General features: G+C 50.5%; 27 protein-coding genes and 1 other annotated feature. Of the genes, 26 read left to right on the top strand and 1 reads right to left on the bottom strand.

Features of this window, described 5'->3' with window-relative positions; all coding sequences use genetic code 11:
- Positions 1-393 precede the first annotated feature (393 nt).
- From PCH05_RS23765 to pssA, 8 genes are all read left to right on the top strand, one after another.
- Positions 394-1,566 carry a GNAT family N-acetyltransferase gene (locus PCH05_RS23765; protein ID WP_127606590.1) on the top strand — a complete coding sequence of 391 codons (1,173 nt, stop codon included), beginning with the start codon at positions 394-396 and terminating at the stop codon, positions 1,564-1,566.
- A gap of 550 nt (positions 1,567-2,116) precedes the next feature.
- Complete coding sequence (locus PCH05_RS23760) at positions 2,117-2,578, top strand: CtsR family transcriptional regulator (RefSeq protein ID WP_127606588.1); 462 nt, start codon at positions 2,117-2,119, stop codon at positions 2,576-2,578.
- 27 nt (positions 2,579-2,605) lie between these two features.
- Entirely contained in the window at positions 2,606-3,130 is a 525-nt protein-coding gene (gene mcsA / locus PCH05_RS23755; protein ID WP_127606586.1) for a protein-arginine kinase activator protein McsA, read from the top strand.
- A gap of 29 nt (positions 3,131-3,159) precedes the next feature.
- Positions 3,160-4,221 (top strand): protein-arginine kinase McsB, encoded by a 1,062-nt coding sequence (gene mcsB, locus PCH05_RS23750; RefSeq protein ID WP_127606584.1) that lies wholly within the window; start codon positions 3,160-3,162, stop codon positions 4,219-4,221.
- Between the two features lie 115 nt (positions 4,222-4,336).
- Entirely contained in the window at positions 4,337-6,781 is a 2,445-nt protein-coding gene (gene clpC, locus PCH05_RS23745; RefSeq protein ID WP_127606582.1) for an ATP-dependent protease ATP-binding subunit ClpC, read from the top strand.
- Positions 6,782-6,998: 217 nt separating this feature from the next.
- Positions 6,999-8,366 (top strand): DNA repair protein RadA, encoded by a 1,368-nt coding sequence (radA, locus tag PCH05_RS23740; protein ID WP_127606580.1) that lies wholly within the window; start codon positions 6,999-7,001, stop codon positions 8,364-8,366.
- 13 nt (positions 8,367-8,379) lie between these two features.
- Positions 8,380-9,456, top strand: a complete 1,077-nt coding sequence (gene disA / locus PCH05_RS23735) for a DNA integrity scanning diadenylate cyclase DisA (protein ID WP_127606578.1) — start codon at positions 8,380-8,382, stop codon at positions 9,454-9,456.
- A 55-nt stretch (positions 9,457-9,511) separates the two neighbouring features.
- Complete coding sequence (pssA, locus tag PCH05_RS23730) at positions 9,512-10,246, top strand: CDP-diacylglycerol--serine O-phosphatidyltransferase (protein WP_127606576.1); 735 nt, start codon at positions 9,512-9,514, stop codon at positions 10,244-10,246.
- Positions 10,247-10,353: 107 nt separating this feature from the next.
- Here pssA and PCH05_RS23725 read toward each other — a convergent pair whose 3' ends face one another.
- Entirely contained in the window at positions 10,354-10,749 is a 396-nt protein-coding gene (locus PCH05_RS23725; RefSeq protein WP_127606574.1) for a nucleoside triphosphate pyrophosphohydrolase family protein, read from the bottom strand.
- A gap of 206 nt (positions 10,750-10,955) precedes the next feature.
- On the opposite strand from PCH05_RS23725, the gene PCH05_RS23720 reads away from it, so the two are divergent.
- The 18 genes from PCH05_RS23720 (at position 10,956) to rplL (ending at position 24,092) form a co-directional block, all read left to right on the top strand.
- On the top strand, positions 10,956-12,032 hold the full coding sequence (locus PCH05_RS23720) for a PIN/TRAM domain-containing protein (protein WP_127606572.1): 1,077 nt from the start codon (positions 10,956-10,958) through the stop codon (positions 12,030-12,032).
- 60 nt (positions 12,033-12,092) lie between these two features.
- Positions 12,093-12,797: a 2-C-methyl-D-erythritol 4-phosphate cytidylyltransferase gene (ispD, locus tag PCH05_RS23715; protein WP_281278796.1), complete on the top strand. Its 705-nt coding sequence runs from the start codon at positions 12,093-12,095 to the stop codon at positions 12,795-12,797.
- Complete coding sequence (gene ispF, locus PCH05_RS23710; RefSeq protein ID WP_127606570.1) at positions 12,794-13,282, top strand: 2-C-methyl-D-erythritol 2,4-cyclodiphosphate synthase; 489 nt, start codon at positions 12,794-12,796, stop codon at positions 13,280-13,282. The genes ispD and ispF overlap by 4 nt, the downstream gene beginning before the upstream one ends.
- A 289-nt stretch (positions 13,283-13,571) precedes the next feature.
- Entirely contained in the window at positions 13,572-15,035 is a 1,464-nt protein-coding gene (gene gltX / locus PCH05_RS23705) for a glutamate--tRNA ligase (protein ID WP_127606568.1), read from the top strand.
- Between the two features lie 149 nt (positions 15,036-15,184).
- Positions 15,185-15,313: a hypothetical protein gene (locus tag PCH05_RS27960; protein ID WP_281278795.1), complete on the top strand. Its 129-nt coding sequence runs from the start codon at positions 15,185-15,187 to the stop codon at positions 15,311-15,313.
- A 247-nt stretch (positions 15,314-15,560) separates the two neighbouring features.
- Positions 15,561-16,244, top strand: coding sequence for a serine O-acetyltransferase (gene cysE / locus PCH05_RS23700; protein ID WP_127606566.1), 684 nt, complete (start codon positions 15,561-15,563; stop codon positions 16,242-16,244).
- A gap of 48 nt (positions 16,245-16,292) precedes the next feature.
- On the top strand, positions 16,293-17,699 hold the full coding sequence (cysS, locus tag PCH05_RS23695) for a cysteine--tRNA ligase (RefSeq protein WP_127606564.1): 1,407 nt from the start codon (positions 16,293-16,295) through the stop codon (positions 17,697-17,699).
- Positions 17,696-18,151, top strand: coding sequence for a Mini-ribonuclease 3 (locus PCH05_RS23690; protein WP_127606562.1), 456 nt, complete (start codon positions 17,696-17,698; stop codon positions 18,149-18,151). Before cysS ends, PCH05_RS23690 begins: the two co-directional genes overlap by 4 nt.
- 18 nt (positions 18,152-18,169) lie before the next feature.
- Complete coding sequence (gene rlmB / locus PCH05_RS23685; protein ID WP_127606560.1) at positions 18,170-18,913, top strand: 23S rRNA (guanosine(2251)-2'-O)-methyltransferase RlmB; 744 nt, start codon at positions 18,170-18,172, stop codon at positions 18,911-18,913.
- Between the two features lie 6 nt (positions 18,914-18,919).
- Positions 18,920-19,441: an NYN domain-containing protein gene (locus tag PCH05_RS23680; protein ID WP_127606558.1), complete on the top strand. Its 522-nt coding sequence runs from the start codon at positions 18,920-18,922 to the stop codon at positions 19,439-19,441.
- Between the two features lie 163 nt (positions 19,442-19,604).
- A complete protein-coding gene (gene sigH, locus PCH05_RS23675; RefSeq protein ID WP_127606556.1) occupies positions 19,605-20,249 on the top strand; it encodes an RNA polymerase sporulation sigma factor SigH in 645 nt (214 codons plus the stop codon).
- 400 nt (positions 20,250-20,649) lie between these two features.
- Positions 20,650-20,799 (top strand): 50S ribosomal protein L33, encoded by a 150-nt coding sequence (gene rpmG, locus PCH05_RS23670; RefSeq protein ID WP_076176720.1) that lies wholly within the window; start codon positions 20,650-20,652, stop codon positions 20,797-20,799.
- Positions 20,800-20,820: 21 nt separating this feature from the next.
- Positions 20,821-21,012 carry a preprotein translocase subunit SecE gene (gene secE / locus PCH05_RS23665; protein ID WP_127606554.1) on the top strand — a complete coding sequence of 64 codons (192 nt, stop codon included), beginning with the start codon at positions 20,821-20,823 and terminating at the stop codon, positions 21,010-21,012.
- A 31-nt stretch (positions 21,013-21,043) separates the two neighbouring features.
- Complete coding sequence (gene nusG / locus PCH05_RS23660; protein ID WP_127606595.1) at positions 21,044-21,577, top strand: transcription termination/antitermination protein NusG; 534 nt, start codon at positions 21,044-21,046, stop codon at positions 21,575-21,577.
- A 68-nt stretch (positions 21,578-21,645) separates the two neighbouring features.
- The gene (gene rplK / locus PCH05_RS23655; RefSeq protein ID WP_127606552.1) at positions 21,646-22,071 is read left to right on the top strand and encodes a 50S ribosomal protein L11; all 426 of its coding nucleotides are present in this window, start codon (positions 21,646-21,648) and stop codon (positions 22,069-22,071) included.
- 90 nt (positions 22,072-22,161) lie between these two features.
- Positions 22,162-22,854 carry a 50S ribosomal protein L1 gene (gene rplA / locus PCH05_RS23650; RefSeq protein ID WP_127606550.1) on the top strand — a complete coding sequence of 231 codons (693 nt, stop codon included), beginning with the start codon at positions 22,162-22,164 and terminating at the stop codon, positions 22,852-22,854.
- 64 nt (positions 22,855-22,918) lie between these two features.
- Positions 22,919-23,078: a sequence feature (ribosomal protein L10 leader region), on the top strand.
- Between the two features lie 75 nt (positions 23,079-23,153).
- Entirely contained in the window at positions 23,154-23,657 is a 504-nt protein-coding gene (gene rplJ, locus PCH05_RS23645; RefSeq protein WP_127606548.1) for a 50S ribosomal protein L10, read from the top strand.
- Positions 23,658-23,726: 69 nt separating this feature from the next.
- Complete coding sequence (gene rplL / locus PCH05_RS23640) at positions 23,727-24,092, top strand: 50S ribosomal protein L7/L12 (RefSeq protein WP_127606546.1); 366 nt, start codon at positions 23,727-23,729, stop codon at positions 24,090-24,092.
- The last annotated feature ends 107 nt before the right edge of the window (positions 24,093-24,199 follow it).

Here is a 24,199-nt window from a genome sequence, read left to right as displayed (position 1 = left end):
GTTGATAACAATCGACGGTGGTTTTTTTATCGTTAAAATGATCGATATCGGTTGTGGATGAATGGCATTTCACAGGATATCATCCACAGAAACGTCGATATCCCCGTTTGAACTTCGCACTTGTGCACAAAGATATACACTTCGCTAACAGCCTTACCTTGACTTTTCTTCGTATTCGCAAAAATCCGTCCACAAATTCACATATTCATCCCCATCATTCACAGGCTATAGACCCTTTCCATTGATTTTTATTATTCGGCAAGCCCTGCCTGTGGGTAATTCATTGACTTTGACTCTACCCTTTGCCATACTCGACTTGTATCCACAGAATGAGCCATAAGTGAAATAGCCAGTTTGCAATTTTCTTGTAAATACATAAGCGAGGTGAAGAGATTGGAGATCAGAACACTGCGAGCTGAAGAGTTCGATGCGATGATGAAGCTTGGCGAATATGCTTTCCAATACCGGTTGTCGGCAGAAGAGAAGGCTGACGCCAAGATGCGTTTTAAGCCGGAGAACATTTGGGGCGCATTTGACGAAGAGGGCCGTCTAACCGCTAAGCTCGGACTGCTTCATGCCGATATTTTTGTGAATGGGCAGCGCATGCCGATGGCGGGAATCGGGGGAGTTGCCACTTGGCCGGAATACCGCCGGCAAGGCTTCGTAAAACAGCTTCTCACGCATTCGCTGAAAATAATGAATGAGTCGGGCAAGCTCATCTCGATGCTGCATCCCTTTTCATTTCCCTTTTACCGTAAGTTCGGTTTTGAAATGTTCGGCGATTACAAAAAATACGTCATACCAACCGATAAGCTGCCGTCAAAAGAAATGACGGAGGGTGAGGTTCGTCGGGACACGGCTGACATTGCGACCTTAAATCAGATATACGAGGCTTACGCCATAAACTATAACGGTATGATGCTCCGGAGCGAGGAACGGTGGAAGCACTCCATTTTGGACGATGATGGTCATACTGCCGTTTATTATTCTACTTCCGGCGAACCGCAAGGTTACCTGCTCTATAAAGCGGCGAAAAAGGAGTTGTTAGTGGAGGAATTTGTCTGGCTGACCGAGGAATCCCGCAAAGCTTTATGGACGTTTATCAGCAATCATGATTCGATGGTAACGCAGACGGTTCTGGCTCAAATGCCTGCGGATGATGCACTGACCTATACGCTCGCAGATCCGCGAATTACGCAGGAGATTGTACCTTATGGGATGGCGAGGATCGTAAATGCTGCAAGCTTTGTCCAAGCCTACGCATTCCACGGAAGCGGCGAGGAGCAATCCTGGACGGTAAGCTTATCCGATGCTCATGCCCCATGGAACGAAGGCATATGGAAGTGGACGCTTTCGCCTGATGGCAAGGCTTCGGTAGAAGCAGCCGGGCTGCAGTCGAGTGCGGATATCCAGTGTGATATTCAGACGCTTACGACGCTGATGCTGGGCTACAAGCGCCCAACAGAGCTGTGGAGACTGGGAAGACTGACCGGTGATGCAGCTGCCATAGCCCGCCTTGAGCAGGCGATACCTTCAGGGCATACCTTTTTGCTGGATTACTTCTGATCTGCGTGAGCCCCTTGGCCTTTCATGGCACAGGGGCTTTTTGTGATATATATTAGGGTAGAAGCGACTTTCTCGCACTCACAGGGGATGAAATCAGGTAAAAAGGTCAAAAATGATAAAAGTGCAGCTTCCCCCTTGGCAAAACATGAGAATGTGTTATAATATAGTCAAAGAAAGTCAAAGTCAGTTGACGATCAAATTTGGAATAACTTGAGAACCAAACTGGCGATGCATGATCTGATTTACCTGATGTTACACTAAAAACAAAGCAGAAGCTGCGGGGTTACCGGCGGCCCATGTTTGTATACTTTTATTTCGGTTCGCACTTGGCAACTTTGGTTAATTTTAAGGGTATCGGCATGTTTTCTGTCCGGCGGACATACAACCTGGTACAGCTATGAAATGGACTACATAAAGAGTAGCTGCTCTGGGCAAAGCATATTAAAGATGCTCGTCGATTTCATGGAATACATGGGGCTCTTTACCGGAGTGCGTTGTTGAATGGGAGGTAACCTGCTTTCTTAGCAGCAATATAAGTGGAGGAAAAATGATGCGTAATATCTCTGATGTTATTGAACAATATCTCAAGGGTATTTTGCATGAAAGTCCCGAAGGATTGATTGAAATACAGCGTAATGATCTGGCGGACCAGTTTTCGTGCGTGCCGTCCCAGATCAATTATGTAATAAGCACAAGATTCACGCTGGAGAAGGGCTATCTCGTGGAGAGCAAGCGCGGAGGCGGCGGTTACATCCGGATTCAGCGCATTGATCTCCCGCAATATTCAGCGCTTCATACGCATCTGCATACGACGATCGGCAGCATGATCGAGCAGAATGTCGCCGAAGGGCTGATTTATCAGCTCGAAGAAGCCCGTTTTCTAAGCAAACGGGAAGCGAATATGATGCGGGCTGCGATTTCCAGGGAGGTTTTGGCTGTCAAATTGCCTTACCGCGACGAGATCCGGGCGAGAATCATGAAGGCGATGCTGATTTCTTTGCTAGGCAAATAGTCTGCGGAGAAAAGGAGGGACATCGATATGCTATGTCAAGAATGCGGGAAGAGACCCGCGACACTGCATTTTACCAAAATCGTAAACGGCGAGAAAAACGAGTTCCATATTTGTGAAACCTGCGCGAGGGAAAAAGGGGAAATGCTTCCCGGCACTTCGGGCGGATTTTCCATACACAGCCTGTTATCAGGGCTGCTTGATTTTGAAACGGCGGGAAAAGGGGCTGCCAGCAGCGTTAAGGCACCACAATCCCAGCGCTGCGAGGAATGCGGCATGACGTATTCGCAGTTCAGCAAAATCGGCCGTTTCGGCTGCAGCTCCTGCTATAAATATTTTGGCGACCGTCTGGATCCTCTTTTCAAAAGAGTGCATGGAAATACCGTGCATGTCGGCAAAGTGCCGAAAAGAAGCGGCGGCCGGATCCAATTAAAACGTAGAATCGATGATCTCAAGCTCGAACTGCAGCAGCGGATTCAGCAGGAGGAATTTGAAGAAGCTGCACAGCTGCGAGACCAGATCAGAAACCTTGAAAAAGAAATGGCAGGACAGTAAAGTTCGCTTGAAGCGAGGAGGAATAGCGGATGCCCAATCTCCGATTTACCGAAAAAGCGCTGAGTGAATGGATGCGGGGGACGGCAAACGACTCCGATATCGTCATCAGCAGCCGGGTGCGGATTGCGCGGAACCTGCAGCACTTGCCTTTTCCTCTTTTGGCGACGCGCCAGCAGTCGGAGGAAGTGCTGAGTCGTCTGGCCCCTGTGCCGGAGAAGCAGAATATGAAGTCTATCGGAACCTTTTATGCCATCAAACTGGATGACATCGAGCCGCTCGACAAAAAGGTTCTGGTCGAGAAGCATTTAATCAGCCCCAGCCTGGCCAGCGAGTCCCAAAACGGGGCGGTGCTGATCAGCGAGGACGAATCCGTCAGCATTATGATTAACGAAGAGGACCATCTTCGCATTCAATGTCTGTATCCGGGATTTCAGGTGCGCGAGGCATGGGAAAAAGCGACATCCATCGACGATCTGTTCGAGGCCGAGGTGGACTATGCTTTTGACGACAAGCGCGGCTATCTGACCAGCTGCCCAACCAATGTAGGAACAGGACTTAGAGCATCGGTTATGATGCATCTTCCTGCCCTCGTCATGACGCAGCAAATCAACCGTATTTTGTCCGCTGTTTCGCAAGTGGGGCTGACCGTTAGAGGAATTTACGGCGAAGGCAGCGAAGCAATAGGAAACCTGTTTCAGATCTCCAACCAGATTACGCTGGGTCAGACGGAGAATGAAATTATCGATAACCTGCATAGTGTGGTGCTGCAAATTATTGAGCATGAGAAAAATGCCCGCACGCGTTTAATGAACGACTCTCGCCTTCGCATTACGGATCGGATCAAACGGTCTTACGGCATTTTGTCATTTGCGGAGGTTCTGGATTCCAAAGAAGCAGGGCAGAGACTCTCGGATGTGCGTCTGGGCATTGATCTCGGCATTGTGCAGGGCCCTTCGATTCCGGTAATGAACGAACTGAATGTGATGACGCAGCCAGGCTTTTTGCAGAAAAAATACGGCCACGACATGAACAGCGAGGAACGTGACATTTACCGGGCAAGGTTGATTCGCGAGACCCTGGCGAAAGCCTGAGCTTTGCTTTAGATTCATGAATAATAAGATTGATACGTGAACGCAGAAGCGATCGCGCTAAGAAGAATCAACATGGAGACCAATTAAGATTTCAAACTCATGGAGGTGCAGGAGAATGATGTTCGGAAGATTTACGGAACGCGCTCAGAAAGTGCTGGCATTGGCACAAGAGGAAGCAGTTCGTTTGGGCCACAACAACATCGGTACGGAGCATATTTTGCTTGGACTGATCCGCGAGGGAGACGGCATTGCCGCGAAGGCTTTGATCGGTCTCGGACTCGGACTTGAAAAAATCCAGGACGAAGTGGAAACGCTCATCGGCAGAGGTCAGGAGCAGCCGACCAATATCGCATACACTCCGCGTGCCAAAAAAGTGATTGAATTGTCGATGGATGAAGCCCGCAAGCTGGGTCATACCTATGTGGGCACAGAACATATTTTGCTCGGCCTGATCCGTGAAGGTGAAGGAGTCGCAGCGCGTGTACTTAACAATTTGGGCATTAGCCTTAACAAGGCGCGCCAGCAAGTGCTGCAGCTGCTGGGAAGCAGCGAGGCGGTATCCAGCCATCATGGTTCTCAAGCGAACGTCAGCACGCCGACGCTGGATAGTCTTGCGCGTGATCTGACGGCGGCGGCTAAAGAGAGCAACCTGGACCCGGTCATTGGACGCAGTAAAGAAATTGAGCGTGTCATTCAAGTGCTGAGCCGCCGTACGAAAAACAATCCGGTTCTGATCGGTGAGCCCGGGGTAGGTAAAACCGCGATTGCGGAAGGTCTTGCCCAAAAAATCATCAACAACGAGATTCCGGAGACGCTGCGCGATAAGCGCGTCATGACGCTGGATATGGGCTCGGTAGTCGCAGGAACGAAATACCGCGGCGAATTCGAGGACCGGTTGAAAAAAATTATGGATGAGATCCGCCAAGCCGGCAACATCATCCTGTTCATCGATGAGCTGCACACGCTGATCGGGGCAGGCGGTGCGGAAGGCGCCATCGACGCTTCGAATATTCTGAAGCCATCCCTGGCCCGCGGCGAGCTGCAGTGCATTGGTGCCACGACACTGGATGAGTACCGCAAATATATTGAAAAAGATGCCGCTCTGGAACGCCGTTTCCAACCGATCACGGTGGATCAGCCTTCTCCGGAAGAGGCAGTTCAGATCCTGTTCGGACTGCGTGACCGTTATGAGGCGCATCACCGCGTGAAAATTACCGATGAAGCGATCGTCGAAGCCGTGAAGCTGTCCGACCGTTATATTTCGGACCGGTTCCTTCCGGATAAAGCAATCGACCTGATTGATGAAGCGGGCTCCAAGGTAAGGCTTCATACGTATACGATACCGCCAAATCTGAAAGAACTGGAAAGCCGACTCGAAGATATCCGCAAGGAAAAGGATTCGGCCGTGCAAAGCCAGGAATTTGAAAAGGCGGCTGCGCTCCGCGATACCGAGCAAAAGATCCGCGAAGAGCTTGAGATTACGAAGAACCAATGGAAAGAAAAACAGGGTCGCACCGATTCCGAAGTCACGCCTGAGGATATCGCCCAGGTCGTGGCCAGCTGGACCGGCATCCCGGTACGCAAGCTGAAGGAAGAGGAAACCGAGCGCCTGCTCAATATGGAGAATATCCTGCATGAACGCGTGATCGGCCAGGAAGAGGCCGTCAAAGCCGTCAGCCGTGCTGTCCGTCGTTCCCGTGCCGGTCTGAAGGATCCGAAGCGCCCGATTGGCTCGTTTATTTTCCTTGGACCTACCGGCGTAGGTAAAACCGAGCTCGCCCGTGCACTTGCGGAAGCTATGTTCGGCGACGAAAATGCGGTCATCCGCATCGACATGTCCGAGTACATGGAGAAGCACTCCACATCGAGACTGGTCGGAGCGCCTCCGGGATACGTCGGTTATGAAGAAGGCGGCCAGCTAACCGAAAAGGTACGCCGCAAGCCGTATTCGGTTGTCCTGCTGGATGAGATCGAAAAAGCGCATCCGGAAGTATTCAACATCCTGCTTCAAGTGCTGGAAGACGGACGGTTGACCGACTCCAAAGGACGCGTGGTCGACTTCCGCAATACGCTGATCATTCTGACCTCGAACGTCGGCGCGGAAGCCATCAAGCGGAATTCCACTTTGGGCTTTACCGCTGTAGCTGATGCCGGGGCCGATTATAATAATATGAAGGATAAGGTAATGGGCGAGCTGAAGAAAAGCTTCCGTCCGGAGTTCCTGAACCGGATCGACGAAATTATCGTCTTCCACTCGCTGGAAGAAAAGCATATCGCCGAGATCGTCACCTTGATGTCCGAGGAGCTGCGTAAACGCCTGCGTGAATACGATGTGGACTTTACGCTGACCGACAAAGCCAAGGATTTCTTGGCCAAGGAAGGTTATGATCCTGCCTTCGGTGCCCGTCCGCTTCGCCGGGCGATTCAGAAGCATATCGAGGACCGCTTGTCCGAAGAGCTTCTGACCGGGAATGTCGCCAAAGGAGACTCGCTGGTCATCGATGAAGAGAATGGCGGACTGACCGTAAAAAAGAACGATAACGTTTCGGCGAACTCGTGATTTAAAGTAAGAAAAGCTTTAAACAAACATTAATTTGAAAAGGGATTGCCTCGCTGCTTGTACCTAAGCGGCGGGTCAATCCCTTTATACGTGTGAGTGTAAACTTTTTGCAAATACTTTACGATAAAACTTATTAAATGGTAAAATTAAAATAATGCCAATTTTCTGAGCGATCGACAAAAAAAGACAAATTTCCGTATTGCCAAAAGGAGAGATCATGGCTAAAACAAAAACAAAATTCTACTGTACAGAATGCGGCTATGAGGCTGCCAAATGGTATGGTAAATGTCCGGGTTGTCAGGCTTGGAACACGATGGTGGAAGAAACGGAAAGCGTCATTAAAACGCAGGGAATGAATTCCCCGCTTTTTCATAGTAAAGAAAAGGCGCTTTCGATCATAAATATAGAAAGCAGCAATGAAGCGCGCGTGCAAACCGGCATCGGTGAGCTTAACCGCGTTCTTGGCGGAGGGATCGTTCCGGGTTCGCTGATTTTGGTCGGCGGGGATCCGGGGATCGGGAAGTCGACGCTGCTGCTGCAAACCTCGCATGCTCTGACGCAATCGGGCTTGCGGGTGCTTTACGTATCCGGTGAGGAATCCGTGAGACAGACGAAGCTCCGTGCAGACCGTCTTGGAGCCTTATCCGCTGAGCTGTACGTTTTGTGCGAGACGAATATGGATCTCATCGAAGAGGCAATTAACAGCATACAGCCGCAATTTTTAGTGATCGATTCCATTCAAACCGTCTATATTCCCGAAGTGACGAGCGCTCCCGGCAGCGTGGCACAGGTCAGGGAATGCACGGCACGCTTCATGCGTGTCGCCAAAGGCATGGGCATTGCGACGGTGCTAGTCGGGCATGTTACGAAGGAAGGGGCCATTGCAGGCCCTCGGCTTCTTGAACATATGGTTGACTGTGTATTGTATTTTGAAGGCGAACGCCATCATACGTACCGGCTTTTGCGGGCGGTGAAGAACCGCTTCGGATCCACCAATGAGATCGGCATATTTGAAATGAACGAATCGGGCCTTGTGGAAGTGGAGAATCCCTCTGAGTTGTTTTTATCGGAGCGTCCGCTGGGGGTAGCCGGATCGACGGTGGTTGCCAGCATGGAAGGGACCCGGCCGGTCCTGGTTGAACTGCAGGCGTTGATCTCGTCCACGCATTTCCCGTCTCCGCGGCGGATGTGTACCGGGGTCGACCATCACCGGATGGGACTGATTATTGCCGTCCTGGAGAAGCGGATGGGGATGTTCCTTCAGAATCAGGATGCATATTTGAATGTGGCCGGGGGCGTGAAGCTGGATGAGCCGGCTGTCGATTTGGCGATTGCTGTCAGCATCGCCTCCAGTTTCCGAGATATTCCGACAAAGCCGTTTGACGTCATGTTCGGCGAGGTTGGACTGACCGGCGAGGTCCGGGCGGTATCCCGTGCCGAGCAGCGGGTCAAGGAAGCCGAGAAGCTGGGCTTTAAGCGGATCATCATGCCGGAGAAAAGCTTGAAAGGCTGGAAGCATCCCAAAGGAATTGAAATCATTGGCATCAATACCGTGGCAGATGCACTAGCGGTCGCGTTAGATTAGGGGGCATAAAGAGATGAAGGAACCTAGCCAATTGGATAAAATGAACGACCTGCTGAAGCTGGTCGCACCGGGCACGCCGTTTCGGGACGGCCTGGAAAACGTGCTGCGGGCCAAAACCGGGGGGCTGCTTGTCGTCGGTTATAGTCCCGAGGTGATGGAAGTGGTTGATGGCGGATTTTCGATCAACTGCGATTTTTCACCCAACTATTTATACGAGTTAGCGAAGATGGACGGGGCCATTATACTGAGTGAGGATCTGAAGCGGATCCTGTATGCCAATACCCAGCTGATTCCTGATTCCTCCATTTCCTCGATCGAAACGGGTATCCGCCACCGCACGGCGGAGCGTGTCGCCAAGCAGACCGGCAAGCTGGTCGTTTCCATTTCCCAGCGACGTAACATTATTACTTTATATCAGGGCACGCTCCGTTATGCGCTTAAAGAAATCGGAGTTATTTTGACCAAGGCCAACCAGGCCATTCAAACGCTTGAAAAATACCGGGCCGTGCTGAACCAGTCATTGACCAATTTGTCGGCATCCGAGTTTGAAGAACTGGTCACCGTGCCGGAAGTCGTCAACGTCATTCAACGGGTCGAAATGGTGCTGCGCATCAAGATGGAGATCAAGCGCTACATCAACGAGCTCGGCAATGAAGGGCGCCTGATCAGCATGCAGATGGAAGAGCTGGTCAGCAATATGGAGGAAGAGGCCTGGCTGCTGTACAAGGATTATGCCCGGGAAGATAACGACGAGAAAATCCGCGAGATGATCGCCGGACTGAAGCGGGCGACCGACGATGAGCTGCTCGATATTCATTATGTGATGCGGCTGCTCGGTTATCCAATGTCCGCCGCAACCTCGGAAGAATCCGTAGCCCCAAGGGGTTACCGCATTCTGAACAAGATTCCGCGCCTGCCGAACGTGATTATTCACAATCTGGTCGAACGCTTCGGACAGCTGCCGCACATCATGATGGCCACCATCGAAGAATTGGATGAAGTGGATGGAATTGGTGAGGTCAGAGCCCGTAACATCAAAGAAGGTTTGAAACGTTTACAGGAACAAGTATTCATTGACAGACAAATTTAAATGCCATACAATCAATGGATGATACGGGGGTACTAATAATATTCGAGGTGAAGAAATGTTTACGAAATCAATTCCGAACTTGTTTACGTTAGGAAACTTGTTTCTCGGAATGGTCGGAATTATGCTGGCCTTTGACAACAAATTAAGCTTGGCGGCCATCATGATTATTATTGCGATGCTTTGTGACGGTTTGGACGGCCGGATGGCCCGGGCGCTCAATGCGCAGAGCGAATTAGGCAAGGAACTGGACTCCCTCTCGGATGTGATCTCATTTGGTGTAGCACCCGCACTCATCATGTATGTAACTTCTTTCCATGGCATGCACCATGCGCTCATTTGGACCGTAACGGCGATTTTTCCGATGTGCGGTGCGCTTCGTCTGGCGCGATTCAATGTTCAATCCGGGATTCCGGGATATTTTATTGGATTACCTATACCGGCTGCAGGCGGCGTCCTCGCCACACTGTCGCTGTTTCATAGAGAAATTTCGGCCCCTTATATGATCATTGCCATGCTGATTTTGTCGTATCTGATGGTCAGCACGGTGAAATACCCTAACTTTAAGAAGGTAGGTCTTCCAAAAAAAGCGGTGATGTACGCACCGGTCGTCATCCTAGCCGCGGTGGCAGTAGCCGTGATTTTTCCGGATCAAATCTCCAAGCTTATTTTCGTTCCGCTGGTGCTGTATGCCGCCTACGGTTTGAAGCAAAACGTGGAGAAGCTGACCCGGGCGCGCAGACGTCATCATGACCAATCGGCCGATCAAAAAGTGTATAACGATCACTCATAAGAGAACAAGTTCCTGAATGATAAAAAGCATTTATTTCCTGCAGCGGCAGAGAAATAAATGCTTTTTTTGTTTGACGTATATTCAGACATCATCAGCAGGCCTTCGGTTTATGACAAATTAAACAAGCCCAGGGTGGAGCATTTCTGCGATTCCTTTTGTACGACTTCATCCATGTTGATATCGAGCAGATTGCACAAAGCCGACATGTAAAAAATGTTGCGTCCGAGCTCGGTACTGATAATTTCCCTGCAATTTTCGCACAGCTCCCCGCGGACGTGAGTCCGTGCTAATTCCTTGGCTTCCTCCAGCTCAACCTCAGGTTCAAAGGACTGCTTTGTAGCATGCAGTTCGATACAACCGCAATCCGTAACGGCCTTGACGACTGCCCTATTGACGGAAGCGCTGCTTTGTCCGTTTTTGGACAACACATCCAATAGACTGCGGTGACGGAGCAACAGTTCGGAAACCTGATCCTGAAAAGCCTGTAAACTTGGTGCGCTCATTTTCCTTTTCACCTCTAGCATAAGATTGAATTCATTATATGCCAGTCATTTGCCCATTTTCAACCAGAAATGACACATCTTCCGGCGCTAGGCCTCAAAAATTTAGATAGAAAAAAATGGAACGCATAGGATTACGCCACGGAAATTTGGACCATACTGCTAAGGAAATATGTATAACTAATACAATCAAGGAGGTGTGGGAACCTATGCTGAGAAAAATGATTATGGCATTTGCCGGGCTTTGCGGAGCATGGACGGGGTATACCCTTCATCAAGCGGCCGGATGGACGTTCCCGAGGCTAGGTATAGATCACTCGTATTGGGGCGGCCTGATGTTTGCAGGACTTGGCGCAATTTTATTTTTGTTGATAGGCTCACTGTGTGCTCAGGCGGTTGCTTCCCGCTTAAGGTCCGTGCAGCAGCTATTTGCGGGTATGCCGATGAATGAGCTGGCTGCGGGAGCGGCGGGTCTTACCGGAGGGCTGCTGCTATCCCTGCTGATTTATCCGAGTCTGACGTGGGCAGGTAAAGTCGGAGAACTGGCGGCGGTAGGACTGACGCTCTTCTGCGGATATATGGGCTTCCGGGTCGGGTTGGATAAAAAGGACGAGCTTGCGACGCTGTGGACATCAGGAAGATGGAGCAAGGGGGACGCTTACGAGGACCGGAAAATCGAGGAGCATAAAATTCTGGATACCAGCGTCATTATCGACGGACGGATCGCCGATATCTGCAAGACGGGTTTTATTGAGGGCACGATCGTCATACCGGAATTTGTGCTTGAAGAACTGCAGCATATCGCCGATTCGTCAGATCTGCTTAAGCGTAATCGCGGCCGCAGAGGACTTGATATTTTAAACAAGATTCAAAAGGAACTGGATGTCCGCGTGCTGATTTACGAAGGAGACTTCGAAGAGATTTCCGAGGTCGACAGCAAATTGGTCAAGCTGGCCAAGGTGCTTCAGGGTAAAGTCGTAACCAATGATTTCAACCTGAACAAGGTTTGCGAGCTGCAGGGCGTATCCGTCCTGAATATCAACGATTTGGCGAATGCGGTCAAGCCGGTCGTCCTGCCGGGGGAAGAAATTATGGTGCAGGTGATCAAGGACGGGAAAGAGCACGGCCAGGGAGTTGCATATCTGGATGACGGAACGATGATCGTGGTAGAAGGCGGACGCGATTATATCGGCAGCATGATGGAGGTATTGGTCACGAGCGTGCTTCAAACTTCTGCGGGCCGGATGATTTTTGCCAAACCGAAACTGTTGGAAAAAGCCCAGTAAAAGGGGTATGATGGGTTTATACATTTTTTCTTTCGGTGATTGAGGGAGGCAGGACGCAGCTTGGACACAGAAAGCCGTGTGGGCGTGGTCGTGGTTTCCGCGGGCAGAGGCACGAGAATGGGGACCCGCGAAAGCAAGCAGTATCTGCTGCTGCAGAACAAGCCCATCATCATTCATACACTCGAGGTTTTTGAACGGATGCCGCTGGTTCAGGAAATCGTTCTGGTAACCGGGGCGGATGATATCGACCGATGCAGCGCGTGGATTGCGGAGTATGGACTCCGCAAAGTAGTGAAGGTGATACCGGGCGGCCGTGAAAGACAGGAGTCCGTATATAAAGGCTTGATGGAAATCGGGACGGAATGGGTAATGGTACATGATGGTGTACGCCCGTTCGTTGAACCTGAACATGTCTTAGCATGCTGCCGGCAGGCGCAGCTTTCCGGAGCGGCGGTACTCGCGGTGAAGGTGAAGGATACCATCAAGCAGGTGAGCGAGTCGGGAATTATTGAGGCGACACCCGACCGCCGGAGTCTGTGGGCGATTCATACCCCACAGGCTTTTCGTCTTTCAGAATTGAAGAAGGCGCATGAGCTGGCCGAAGCCGACGGATTTACCGGGACGGACGATTCCATGCTCGTGGAACGAATGGGCGTCCCGGTTGCCGTTGTTGAGGGCAGCTATACCAATATCAAAATCACGACGCCCGAAGATTTGGCATATGCTTCATTCATGTTACAACATAAGGGAGAGAAGAATACATGATACGTGTAGGACAGGGGTTTGACGTGCACCAGCTGGTCGAGGACAGGCCGTGCATCATTGGAGGAGTCACGATTCCTTATGAAAAGGGGCTGCTTGGGCATTCGGACGCCGACGTGCTGCTGCACGCCGTGACGGATGCGATACTGGGGGCACTTGCACTAGGGGATATCGGAAAGCATTTTCCGGATACGGACCCGGAATTCAAAGATGCGGACAGCCTGAAGCTGCTGCTTCATATCTGGGAAATGGCGAAGGAGCGGGGCTACCGGCTCGGCAACATCGATTGTACGATCATCGCGCAAAAGCCGAAAATGGCGCCGTACATCCCACAGATGGTCGAGGTCATCGCCCGCGCGCTGGATGCGGACATCGATCAGGTGAACGTCAAGGCGACGACGACCGAGCAGCTCGGCTTTACCGGTCGCGGCGAGGGCGTCGCAGCGCAATCGGTTGTCTGCCTCGTGAAAGATGTGCTATCATCTTGAAGGATTTTTGATTGCACTCGAGTTATTAATCAATATATTGAATAGTGACAAGCGCAAGTAGCGGAGGAGACCGGAATCGATCTGAAGAAGCGAAGCGGTCGCCTATTTCCGTAGGAAAGATGCTTCGGAAGCATATGCTTTGTCTCCATATTTCTCTCGTTTTAAAAGATGATTAAATCAGGAAATATGGAGACCACAGCGATCGGACGAACGATCCGGGATCCGTAGCGGTACACGAGCACGCAAGAATTATGACTGGTTTAATAACACAATAGCGGAGGGGATTATCATGACAAATAAAGTTCGCGTACGGTACGCACCGAGTCCAACGGGACATTTACATATCGGAAACGCCAGAACGGCATTGTTCAACTACTTGTATGCCCGCAATCAAGGCGGGGACTTCATCATCCGGATCGAAGACACGGACGTGAAGCGCAACATTGCCGGCGGCGAGGAGAGCCAGCTCAAATATTTGAAATGGCTTGGACTCGACTGGGACGAAAGCGTCGATATCGGCGGCGAATACGGCCCTTACCGTCAAACCGAGCGCCTGGATATTTATAATAAGTATACGCAGGACCTGCTCAGCAGAGGCCTTGCCTACCGCTGTTACTGCACGGAGGAAGAGCTCGAAAAGGAACGCGAGGAGCAAATGGAGCGCGGGGAAACTCCGCGTTATTCCGGCAAGCACCGTGATCTGACCGAGGAGCAGTGCAAGGCATTTGAAGCAGAAGGACGCACGGCCAGCATCCGTTTCCGTGTGCCGGAAGACAAAACCTACACGTTTGACGATATCGTTAAGGGTGAAATTTCGTTTAATACGCAGGATACCGGCGATTTTGTCATTGTGAAAAAGGACGGCATTCCGACGTATAACTATGCCGTGGTCATCGACGACTACCTGATGAAAATTACTCACGTGCTGCGCGGCGAGGACCATATTTCCAATACGCCTCGCCAGCTGATGATCTATGAAGCGCTGGGATGGGAAGCACCTCGCTTCGGCCACATGACGCTGATCGTCAACGAGAACCACAAGAAGCTGAGCAAGCGCGACGAATCCATCATTCAGTTCATCGAGCAGTACGACCAGCTCGGTTATCTGCCTGAAGCGCTCGTCAACTTCATTGCCCTTCTCGGCTGGTCGCCGGAAGGGGAAGAGGAAATTTACAGCCTCGAAGAACTGATCAAGGTCTTCAATCCGGACCGGTTGTCCAAGAGCCCGGCCGTATTTGACCAGAACAAGCTCGCGCATTTGAACAATGCCTATATCAAAAATGCGGATCCGGAGCGAATTGCCAAGCTCGCCATTCCTCATCTTCAGAAAGCAAGCCGGTTGCCGGCGGAGCTGAATGAAGAGCAGGAAGCATGGGCGAGAAAGCTGGTGGCGCTCTACCAGGAGCAAATGGTGGCCGCATCGGATATCGTGGGATTGTCCGACATGTTCTTCCGCACGCATTTAGAGGTGGATCATGAAGCCCAGCCGATTTTAGCCGAAGAACAGGTCCCGACCGTGCTGAAGGCTTTACTGGACAAGATCGAGGCTTCCGAGGATTATACGGCTCCGCATATCGCGGCGCTGATCAAGGAAGTGCAGAAGGAAACCGGATTTAAAGGCAAACAGCTGTTTATGCCGATCCGTGTCGCGATTACCGGACAGATGCATGGACGTGATTTGAACGAAACGATCTATCTGATGGGCAAGGACCGCGTTATCGAACGGTTGAGAGCGCAAATCAAAGGCGCTTAATTCAAGCCCGGACCACGTTCGCCTATTTCCGGCCCGTACTCGAAAACATTTCTTGTCAGTCTGATGTATTATCGGATATAATAACTACCAAACTAAGATCAAAGATCTATAAAGCCTGCCAAAGCGGCAGGATCCTAAATAGATTATGCGTGAATAGCGACGAACAGGAGAAGTACGCTTTAACCCAGGCATTTGCCAGAGAGGATAACCTCATGGAGAATCTGCTTTCCATGCGGCTGGAAGTTATCCATATGCCGACTGCGGAAATGCGCCTGTGAGCTGCATGGATGAGCGGTTCCTATTTATGAACCGTTAGACTATGCCGGAAAGTCCTCCGTTACCAGGGCAGATGAGATGAATCCGGACCAGATAGTTGTGCATGGATATGTACAGAAAGGACGGATTCAAGCAGAGTGGAACCGCGTATAACGCCTCTGCAGCGAAAGCTGCCGAGGCGTTTTTTGGTTTTCCGTTCTTTTGCATGGGGATGCGAAAGATCAGACGAGGACGAAGAGGGGAACGGGTATGTTTAAGCAGATCAAATCGGATATCCAGACGATATTTGAAAATGATCCGGCGGCCAGAAGACTGTTCGAAGTGGTTTTCACCTACTCCGGGCTGCATGCCATCTGGGCGCACCGGATTGCCCATAAGCTGTATACGCACCGGTGGTTCACCCTGGCGCGCATCATTTCGCAGTTCAGCCGCTTCATGACGGGAATCGAGATCCATCCGGGCGCCAAAATCGGCCAAAGGCTCTTCATCGACCACGGCATGGGCGTGGTCATCGGGGAAACCTGTGAGATCGGCGATGATGTTGTCATTTACCAAGGAGTAACGCTGGGCGGTACGGGTAAGGAAAAAGGCAAACGTCACCCGACGATCGGAAACAATGTGGTTATCGCTTCGGGCGCCAAGGTGCTGGGTTCTTTTAAAGTGGGAGACCAGTGCAACATTGGAGCGAATTCGGTCGTGCTCAAGGAGGTTCCTCCCAACAGCACGGTCGTTGGTATCCCCGGTACCATCGTCAAGCAGGACGGCCGGCGCGTGGACCGTCTGAGCCACCAGCTCCCCGACCCGATCGTGGATTCGATCCGCAGCATGCAGAAGGAGATCGACCGGCTGCGCAGAGAGCTGGAAAACATCTCAAGCGACAACACAGAGCTCGTGCGAATCAAAGCCGCCACCGGCAGGGAGCAGGGCGAGTAGCCGCTCGCCTAAAGTGATTTTACTTATAGAGCGAAAGGAAATGTGATTATGGCACTTCAAATTTACAATACACTCATCAGGTCCAAGCAAGAGTTCGTTCCGCAGGAACCCGGCAAAGTGAAAATGTATGTATGCGGTCCAACCGTGTATGACTATATTCATATCGGCAATGCGCGTCCGATGATCTTTTTTGACGTGGTCCGCACATATTTGGAACAGATAGGGAACGAGGTCAGCTATGTGGTGAACTTCACGGACGTGGACGACAAGCTCATCCGTAAGGCGGAGCAGCTGAACAGCACGGTTCCTGAGGTCGCCGACAGGTTCATCAAGGCCTACTTCGAGGATTTGGAAGGTCTCGGCATTCAGAAGGCGACGATCCATCCGCGCGTGACGGAGAATATGGACAATATCATTGCCTTTATTCAAGAGCTGGAGCAGAATGGTTTTGCTTACGAAAAGGGCGGCGACGTATTTTACCGGACGAATAAATTCCCGGGCTACGGCAAGCTTTCGCATCAGAAGCTGGATGAGCTTCAGTTCGGCATCCGGATCAATGTCGATGAGCGGAAGGAAAATCCGGAGGATTTCGTGCTTTGGAAAGCCGCGAAGCCGGGCGAGATCTTCTGGTCGAGCCCGTGGGGAGACGGCCGTCCCGGCTGGCATATCGAATGCTCGGCCATGGCTCGCAGGTATCTCGGCGAAACGATCGACATTCACGGCGGCGGACAGGATTTGCAGTTCCCTCACCATGAATGCGAGGTGGCCCAGTCCGAAGCGCTTACCGGCAAGCCGCTGGCTAACTATTGGATGCATAACGGCTATATCAAAATCAATAACGAAAAAATGTCGAAATCGCTCGGTAACGGCATTCTGGTGAAAGACCTCCGCAAGGAGTTCAAAAAAGAAGCCATCCGTTATTTCATGCTCTCGACCCATTACCGCAACCCGCTTAACTTCAACGCGGAAACAATGGATCAGGCGATGAAAAGCGTGGAACGCATCGCGAACGCCGTTTCGAACCTGAAGCATCGCCTTGAAACGGTAACCCCTGACGGTCATGGACCGGTTCGGGAAGAGCTGCAGCAGAAGCTGGACGGGATTCTGAAACAGTACTACGAAAAAATGGACGACGACTTCAATACGCCGGATGCCATTACGGCCATGTTCGAATGGGTGAACGAAGCCAATCTGCTGCTGCAGGAGCCGGTCGCGAATCCGGAAGAGCTGAAAGCCATGCTGAATGCCTTCGAGGTGCTGAATGCCGTGCTGCGCTTGTACGCTGCTGACGAGGCGGAACTGCTCGATGAAGAGGTGGAGAGCCTCATCGCGGAGCGTGTGCAGGCCCGCAAGGACAAAAACTGGGGCCGGGCCGACGAAATCCGGGATCTGCTGGCCGCCCAAGGCATCGTGCTGGAGGATACAGCGCAGGGCATGCGCTGGCGGCGGAAATGAGCGGCCCTGATCATCAGGAGCTGACGCCGGAAGCGGGATGGTTCAATTATGTGCCTTCCCGGCAGCCTCGGCTGATCCCGCCGATCGTGCTTGCGTACATCGGAGACGCGATTTATGAGGTTGCCGTCCGGCAGTATCTCATTTCCAAACCGAATCTGAAGCCTCATCAGCTGCACCGCCAAGCGACCGGCATGGTATCAGCCAAAGCGCAAAGCCGTATCGTGACAGCGCTGGAGCCCGTTTTGACGGATGAGGAGAAGGACGTTGTCAGACAAGGACGTAATGCCAAATCCGGGAGCATTCCCAAAAATGCCGATGTGCTGGAATACCGCCATGCCACGGCTTTTGAAAGCTTGATCGGCTACCTGTACTACTCGGAGCAGCTGGATCGGATGAGGGAACTGATCGGAATGGGTATAGAATATATGGAGCAAAACCAGCACGCAAAATAAAGACACGTGGAGGATCATATGGAGGAAGAAATTATCGGCGGGAAGCACTCGGTCATCGAAGCGCTGAAATCCGGCCGTACCATCAATAAAATTTGGATCGCGGAAGGTGCCCAAAAGCATTTGACGCAGCCGATCATCGTCGAGGCGAAGAAGCTGGGGATTATCATCCAGCAGGTGGATAAGCGCAAGCTGGACCAGCTCGCACCCGGCGTGCAGCATCAAGGCGTCGTCGCTCAGGCCGCTCCTTACGCCTATGCGGAAGTGGAAGACATTCTGCTCGCCGCCGAAAACAAAGGCGAACCGCCGTTTATTTTGCTGCTCGACGAAATCGAGGATCCGCATAACCTGGGCTCGATTCTTCGTACCGCGGATTGCACCGGCGTTCATGGCGTGATCGTGCCTAAGCGCCGCTCGGCGCAGGTGACGGCAACCGTGTCCAAGACATCGGCCGGAGCGGCGGAATATGTACCTGTTGCGAGGGTCACCAATTTGGGCCAAACCATCGATTCGCTGAAAGAAAAGGGAATCTGGGTGGTGGGCACAGACGTGTCGGCGGCTCAGGGCATTTATGAAACGAATGTCTTTGACGGACCGGTAGCCATCGTCATCGGCAATGAAGGCAAGGGCATGGGACGGCTGATCCGTGAAAAATGCGATGTCCTGATCAAGCTGCCGATGAATGGGCAGATCAACTCGCTGAATGCCTCGGTGGCTGCCGGCGTGGTCATGTACGAAGTATTGCGTCGCCGCAACCAAGGTTAACGTGCAATGGCGGATTTGCGGGATGTGCTCCTGGTAGACGGTTATAATATGATCGGAGCCTGGCCGTCTCTTGCGAAGCTGTCGCAAATCAGCATGCAGGAGGCGCGCGATAATTTGCTGGGCAGCCTAGCGGATTACCAGGCCTTTACCGGCCGCAGAGTCATTGCCGTCTTCGATGCGTACCGGGTGCCGGGACTTGGCAAAGCCTTTAATCAAAGCAAAGTACAGGTTTACTTCACAAAAGAGAAGGAAACTGCCGATGAATGTATAGAGCGGCTAGTGGGGGAGCTAAGCCTCCGCAGCCGCAAAATATACGTTGCAACCAGCGATTTTATCGAGCAGCATGTGATTTTTGCCCGTGGGGCGCTGCGACTGTCTGCCCGGGAGCTGCTGATCGAGGTGGAGAATTGCCAAAAGGCGATTCAAACCCGAATTCAGCACGAGCATGCCCCGAAGACGCGCAATACGCTGGATAGCAAGCTGAAGCCCGAACTTAGGGAAATATTCGAGAAATGGCGCAGAGAATAACAAAATATGGAAGTTATTACAAATTTGAATCTCTTGACAATTTTGTTATTGATGTTCTTTTTTAGGTAATACGTGGTTGACGGTATGAACCGCCATCATATATAATGTTCGTATATTTCACAGAGTAACGGGGTACCTTGCGTTGCAGCCGGGGGGATTCTTGGTGAGTGTAGACCTCAAAGAAGTAACGTTGTCGGATTACGAGTACAAGTCAGATGAGGACGTTGTCGAATATTTTCGTGAAGGCGATAGCGAAGCGCTGGAGTTCTTGATTAACAAGTATCGGAATTTCGTGCGCGCCAAAGCCAGGTCTTACTTTTTGATCGGTGCCGACCGAGAAGATATCATTCAGGAAGGCATGATCGGCCTATACAAATCGATTCGTGATTTCAGAATGGACAAGCAATCTTCGTTCAAGGCTTTCGCCGAGCTCTGTATTACAAGGCAGATCATTACGGCGATCAAGACGGCGACGAGGCAGAAGCATATTCCGCTGAATTCTTATGTATCGTTGGACAAGCCGATTTACGACGAAGATTCCGACCGGACGCTACTTGATGTGATTTGCGGTTCACAGGTGTCAGATCCAGAGGAGCTGATCATTAACCAGGAAGAGTTTGTGGGCCTGGAGGACAAGATGTCCGAGATTTTAAGTGACCTGGAACGCAAAGTGCTGATGCTTTACTTGGACGGCCGCTCCTACCAGGAAATAGCGGTTGACCTGAAACGGCATGTGAAATCGATTGACAACGCTCTGCAGCGTGTCAAACGCAAACTGGAACGTTATTTGGAAGTTCGCGACAATTAGACGCTTTGTTCAGAAAAAGGCTCATTTCAGAGCCTTTTTTTTTCACAAACGGAATTTGCCTAGGTTTAAGCGCCTCAGGAATGAATCATAATGGTAAATGAATGCAAGCGGCTTTCAGCAGAGAAAAAGACTTGAAATGATAAGGAAAAACGCGCCTTCGGCCCGCCTGGAACAGGGCCATTCTATCGTTGACACGGGTTGACCCTTATGATAAAGTGTTTTAGGTAGGCCTAAATTCGCGTGTTTTAATGAATGAGCTCGAGCAAAGACCAATCGGTTTTTGTTTCTTATTCATTTCGCAGGAACGGTTATTTTCTTTTCAGCAATGAAGGGCTTGGGCTGTTCTGCTAGGAAATATAGACCCTTCTGAAAAGAAGGACGTCTTCGGGAGGTGCACAGCATGCGGGTAATTATCACTTTGGCTTGTACGAACTGCAAACAAAGAAACTATACGACTACCAAAAACAAGCGAAATCACCCCGACCGCATGGAGATGAAGAAATTTTGCAAGTTCTGTAACGAGCAAACTCCTCATCGCGAAACCAGATAGTTTTTTGGAGGTGTAGTCGGCGTGAAAAGTAGTTTCAAGTCTCTGTTTTCCTTTTTCTCTGAAAGCTGGGCGGAACTCAAAAAAGTTCGCTGGCCTAATCGTAAAGAGCTGACGAATTATACTCTAATCGTTCTTGGCACCATTGTATTCGTCACGATTTATTTTTGGGTTCTGGATATCGGCATTTCCGCTGTGATCGAACGGATTATTTAAGAAGGGTCCCGGGTGGCTTGATATGGAAACTATGGAAAAAAGATGGTATGTTGTTCATACCTATTCCGGGTATGAGAACAAGGTAAAGGCCAATTTGGAGAAACGCGTTGAGTCCATGGGCATGGAAGACAAGATTTTCCGCGTTCTTGTTCCGATGGAAGAAGAAATCGTAAACAAAGACGGCAAGAAAAAAACCGTCATGAGAAAAGTTTACCCCGGTTATGTCTTGGTTGAAATGATCCAGACCGACGACTCTTGGTATGTTGTCCGCAACACGCCTGGAGTAACAGGATTCGTCGGATCGACGGGTTCGGGTTCCAAACCGACACCATTGCTGCCAGAAGAGGTAGATCAAATTCTGAAGCATATGGGCATGGAAGAACCTAAACCGAAGATTGAATTCGACATTAAGGAATCTGTGCGTATCAAGGTTGGTCCGTTTGCGAATTTTGTGGGCTCTGTAGAAGAAATTCTAGCCGACAAGAGCAAGCTCAAAGTTCACGTCAACATGTTTGGACGGGAAACCCCGCTTGAGCTGGATTATACTCAAGTGGAGAAGATATAAATTTCTTCAGGTTTCTTGTGGGAGGGGCCATCGAGTCCCGCTAACCACTTTTGAAGGAGGTGTCTTACATGGCAAAAAAGGTAATCAAAATGGTGAAACTGCAAATCCCTGCAGGTAAAGCGAATCCAGCACCACCAGTAGGTCCAGCATTGGGTCAAGCAGGTGTCAACATCATGGCATTCTGTAAAGAATTCAACGCTCGTACTGCTGATCAAGCTGGTCTGATCATTCCGGTTGAAATCTCGGTATTTGAAGATCGCTCCTTTACGTTTATCACTAAAACTCCACCGGCTGCAGTTCTGCTTCGCGTAGCTGCTAAAATCGAGAAGGGTTCCGGCGAACCTAACAAGAAAAAGGTGGCAACCGTTAAACGTAGCGCGGTTCGTGAAATCGCTGAAACAAAAATGCCTGACCTTAACGCTGCTTCCGTAGAAGCTGCTATGCGTATGGTTGAGGGTACTGCCCGTTCTATGGGTATCACTATCGAAGACTAATTTTTTATTCGGTTTTTCTGCGACAACCGGTCAAGCGTGACCGGAACATGTGGGAGGAATTTCCGTTAAAACCACAAAGGAGGAACAAACATGGCGAAACATGGTAAGAAATATGTTGAAGCTGCCAAGCTGATTGACAGCGAAACATTTTACGAGCCTTCAGAAGCTGTTGAGCTTGTGAAAAAGGCTGCGACTGCCAAATTCGACGAAACCGTTGAAGTAGCAGTTCGTCTGGGCGTAGACCCTCGTAAACAAGACCAGGCTGTTCGCGGTGTTGTTGTACTGCCTCACGGCACAGGCAAAACACAACGCGTACTGGTATTTGCAAAAGGTGATAAAGCGAAAGAAGCGGAAGCGGCTGGCGCGGATTATGTTGGCGATCAAGATATGATCAACAAAATCCAACAAGGCTGGTTCGAATTCGATGTCTGCGTAGCTACACCTGACATGATGAGCGAAGTCGGTAAACTGGGTCGTCTGCTCGGTGGTAAAGGCCTCATGCCTAACCCTAAAGCAGGTACAGTTACATTCGATGTTTCCAAAGCTGTTCAAGAGATCAAAGCTGGTAAAATCGAATACCGTCTGGACAAAGCAGGTCAAATCCACGCTCCAATCGGAAAAGTATCCTTTGATGCGACTCAACTGAATGAGAACCTCAAAGCTCTCATCGACGCACTCAACCGTGCTAAACCGGCTGCTGCAAAAGGTGTTTATCTGAAAGGGATCGCAGTATCCTCCACGATGGGACCTAGCGCACGCGTGAGCACAGCTTCTTACAGATAATAAAAATAACATTGACTTCGGTCACGTTATCTGATAATCTGTTATAGTTGTTGTGAAAGACCGTTAAAGTTGAATATGCTTACCGTAGACAGTAGGTGCCCTTTATAGGCTTAATTTCCTACCGAGGTGTTGTGATAGAATATAGATGCTTGCTTGCGATTTATTTCGGACAAACATCATTCATCAGGCCTTCGTGATTCTACGGAGGCTTTTTACTTGCCTAGAACTTGCGTGAATGTCCCGGACGGTCCGGATCGGCCGGACGTAAAGGACAGTGAAATAAATCAGGAGGTGTAGACATGGCAAACGCAAAAGTGATTCAAGCGAAACAAGAAGCAGTAGAAGTTGTAACAGCTAAATTGCGCGACAGCGCAACGACCGTTGTTGCTGACTACCGCGGATTGAACGTTTCCCAGGTGACTGAACTGCGTAAGCAGCTTCGTGAAGCTGGCGTTGAATTCCAAGTGCTTAAAAACACATTGCTGCGCCGCGCTACCGCTGCTGCTGAGCTGACAGAACTGGACGAAGTATTGACCGGTCCTACAGCGATTGCATTCAGCGCGGATGACGCCGTAGCTCCAGCTAAAATCCTTAACGATTTTGCTAAAAAGAACGATGCATTGAAATTGAAAGGTGGCGTGGTTGAAGGCCGTGTAGTTGGCGTTGACCAAGTCAAAGCGCTGGCAGAACTGCCATCCCGCGAAGGTCTCCTTTCCATGCTCCTCAGCGTGCTTCAAGCTCCTATGCGCAACTTCGCGCTTGCAGTTAAAGCCGTTGCAGAGAAAGAAGAACAAGGCGCGTAAGCACTTGCTTCTTCATGCAGTATGAAGTACAACAACAAAAAACTTTTATTATAAAATGGAGGTTCAACCATGAGTAAAGAGCAAATCTTGGAAGCAATCAAAGGTATGACTGTTTTGGAACTGAACGATCTTGTTAAAGCAATCGAAGAAGAATTCGGCGTAACTGCTGCAGCTCCAGTAGCTATGGTAGGCGGCGGCGCTGGCGCAGCTGAAGCTGAAGAGCAAACTGAATTCGACGTAATCCTGACTAACGCTGGTGCTTCCAAAATCAACGTTATCAAAGCAGTTCGCGAAATCACTGGCCTCGGCTTGAAAGAAGCTAAAGACCTCGTTGACAACGCACCAAAACCACTCAAAGAAAAAGTGGGTAAAGAAGAAGCTGATTCCGTTAAAGCAAAATTGGAAGAAGCAGGCGCTACTGTAGAAGTGAAGTAATTCCTTCTTGAAGCGGCTTTGAACATAACAAACCCCTTGAATTCTCAAGGGGTTTGTTTTTGTAAAAACAGCATGACCCAGGTCTGAGTTAAAGCTGATCGGGGAAT

Origin of the sequence: Paenibacillus chibensis, assembly GCF_004001045.1 — a bacterium.
Taxonomy (GTDB): Bacteria; Bacillota; Bacilli; order Paenibacillales; family Paenibacillaceae; genus Paenibacillus_AQ; species Paenibacillus_AQ chibensis.
This window is presented reverse-complemented; position numbering and strand designations above follow the sequence as displayed.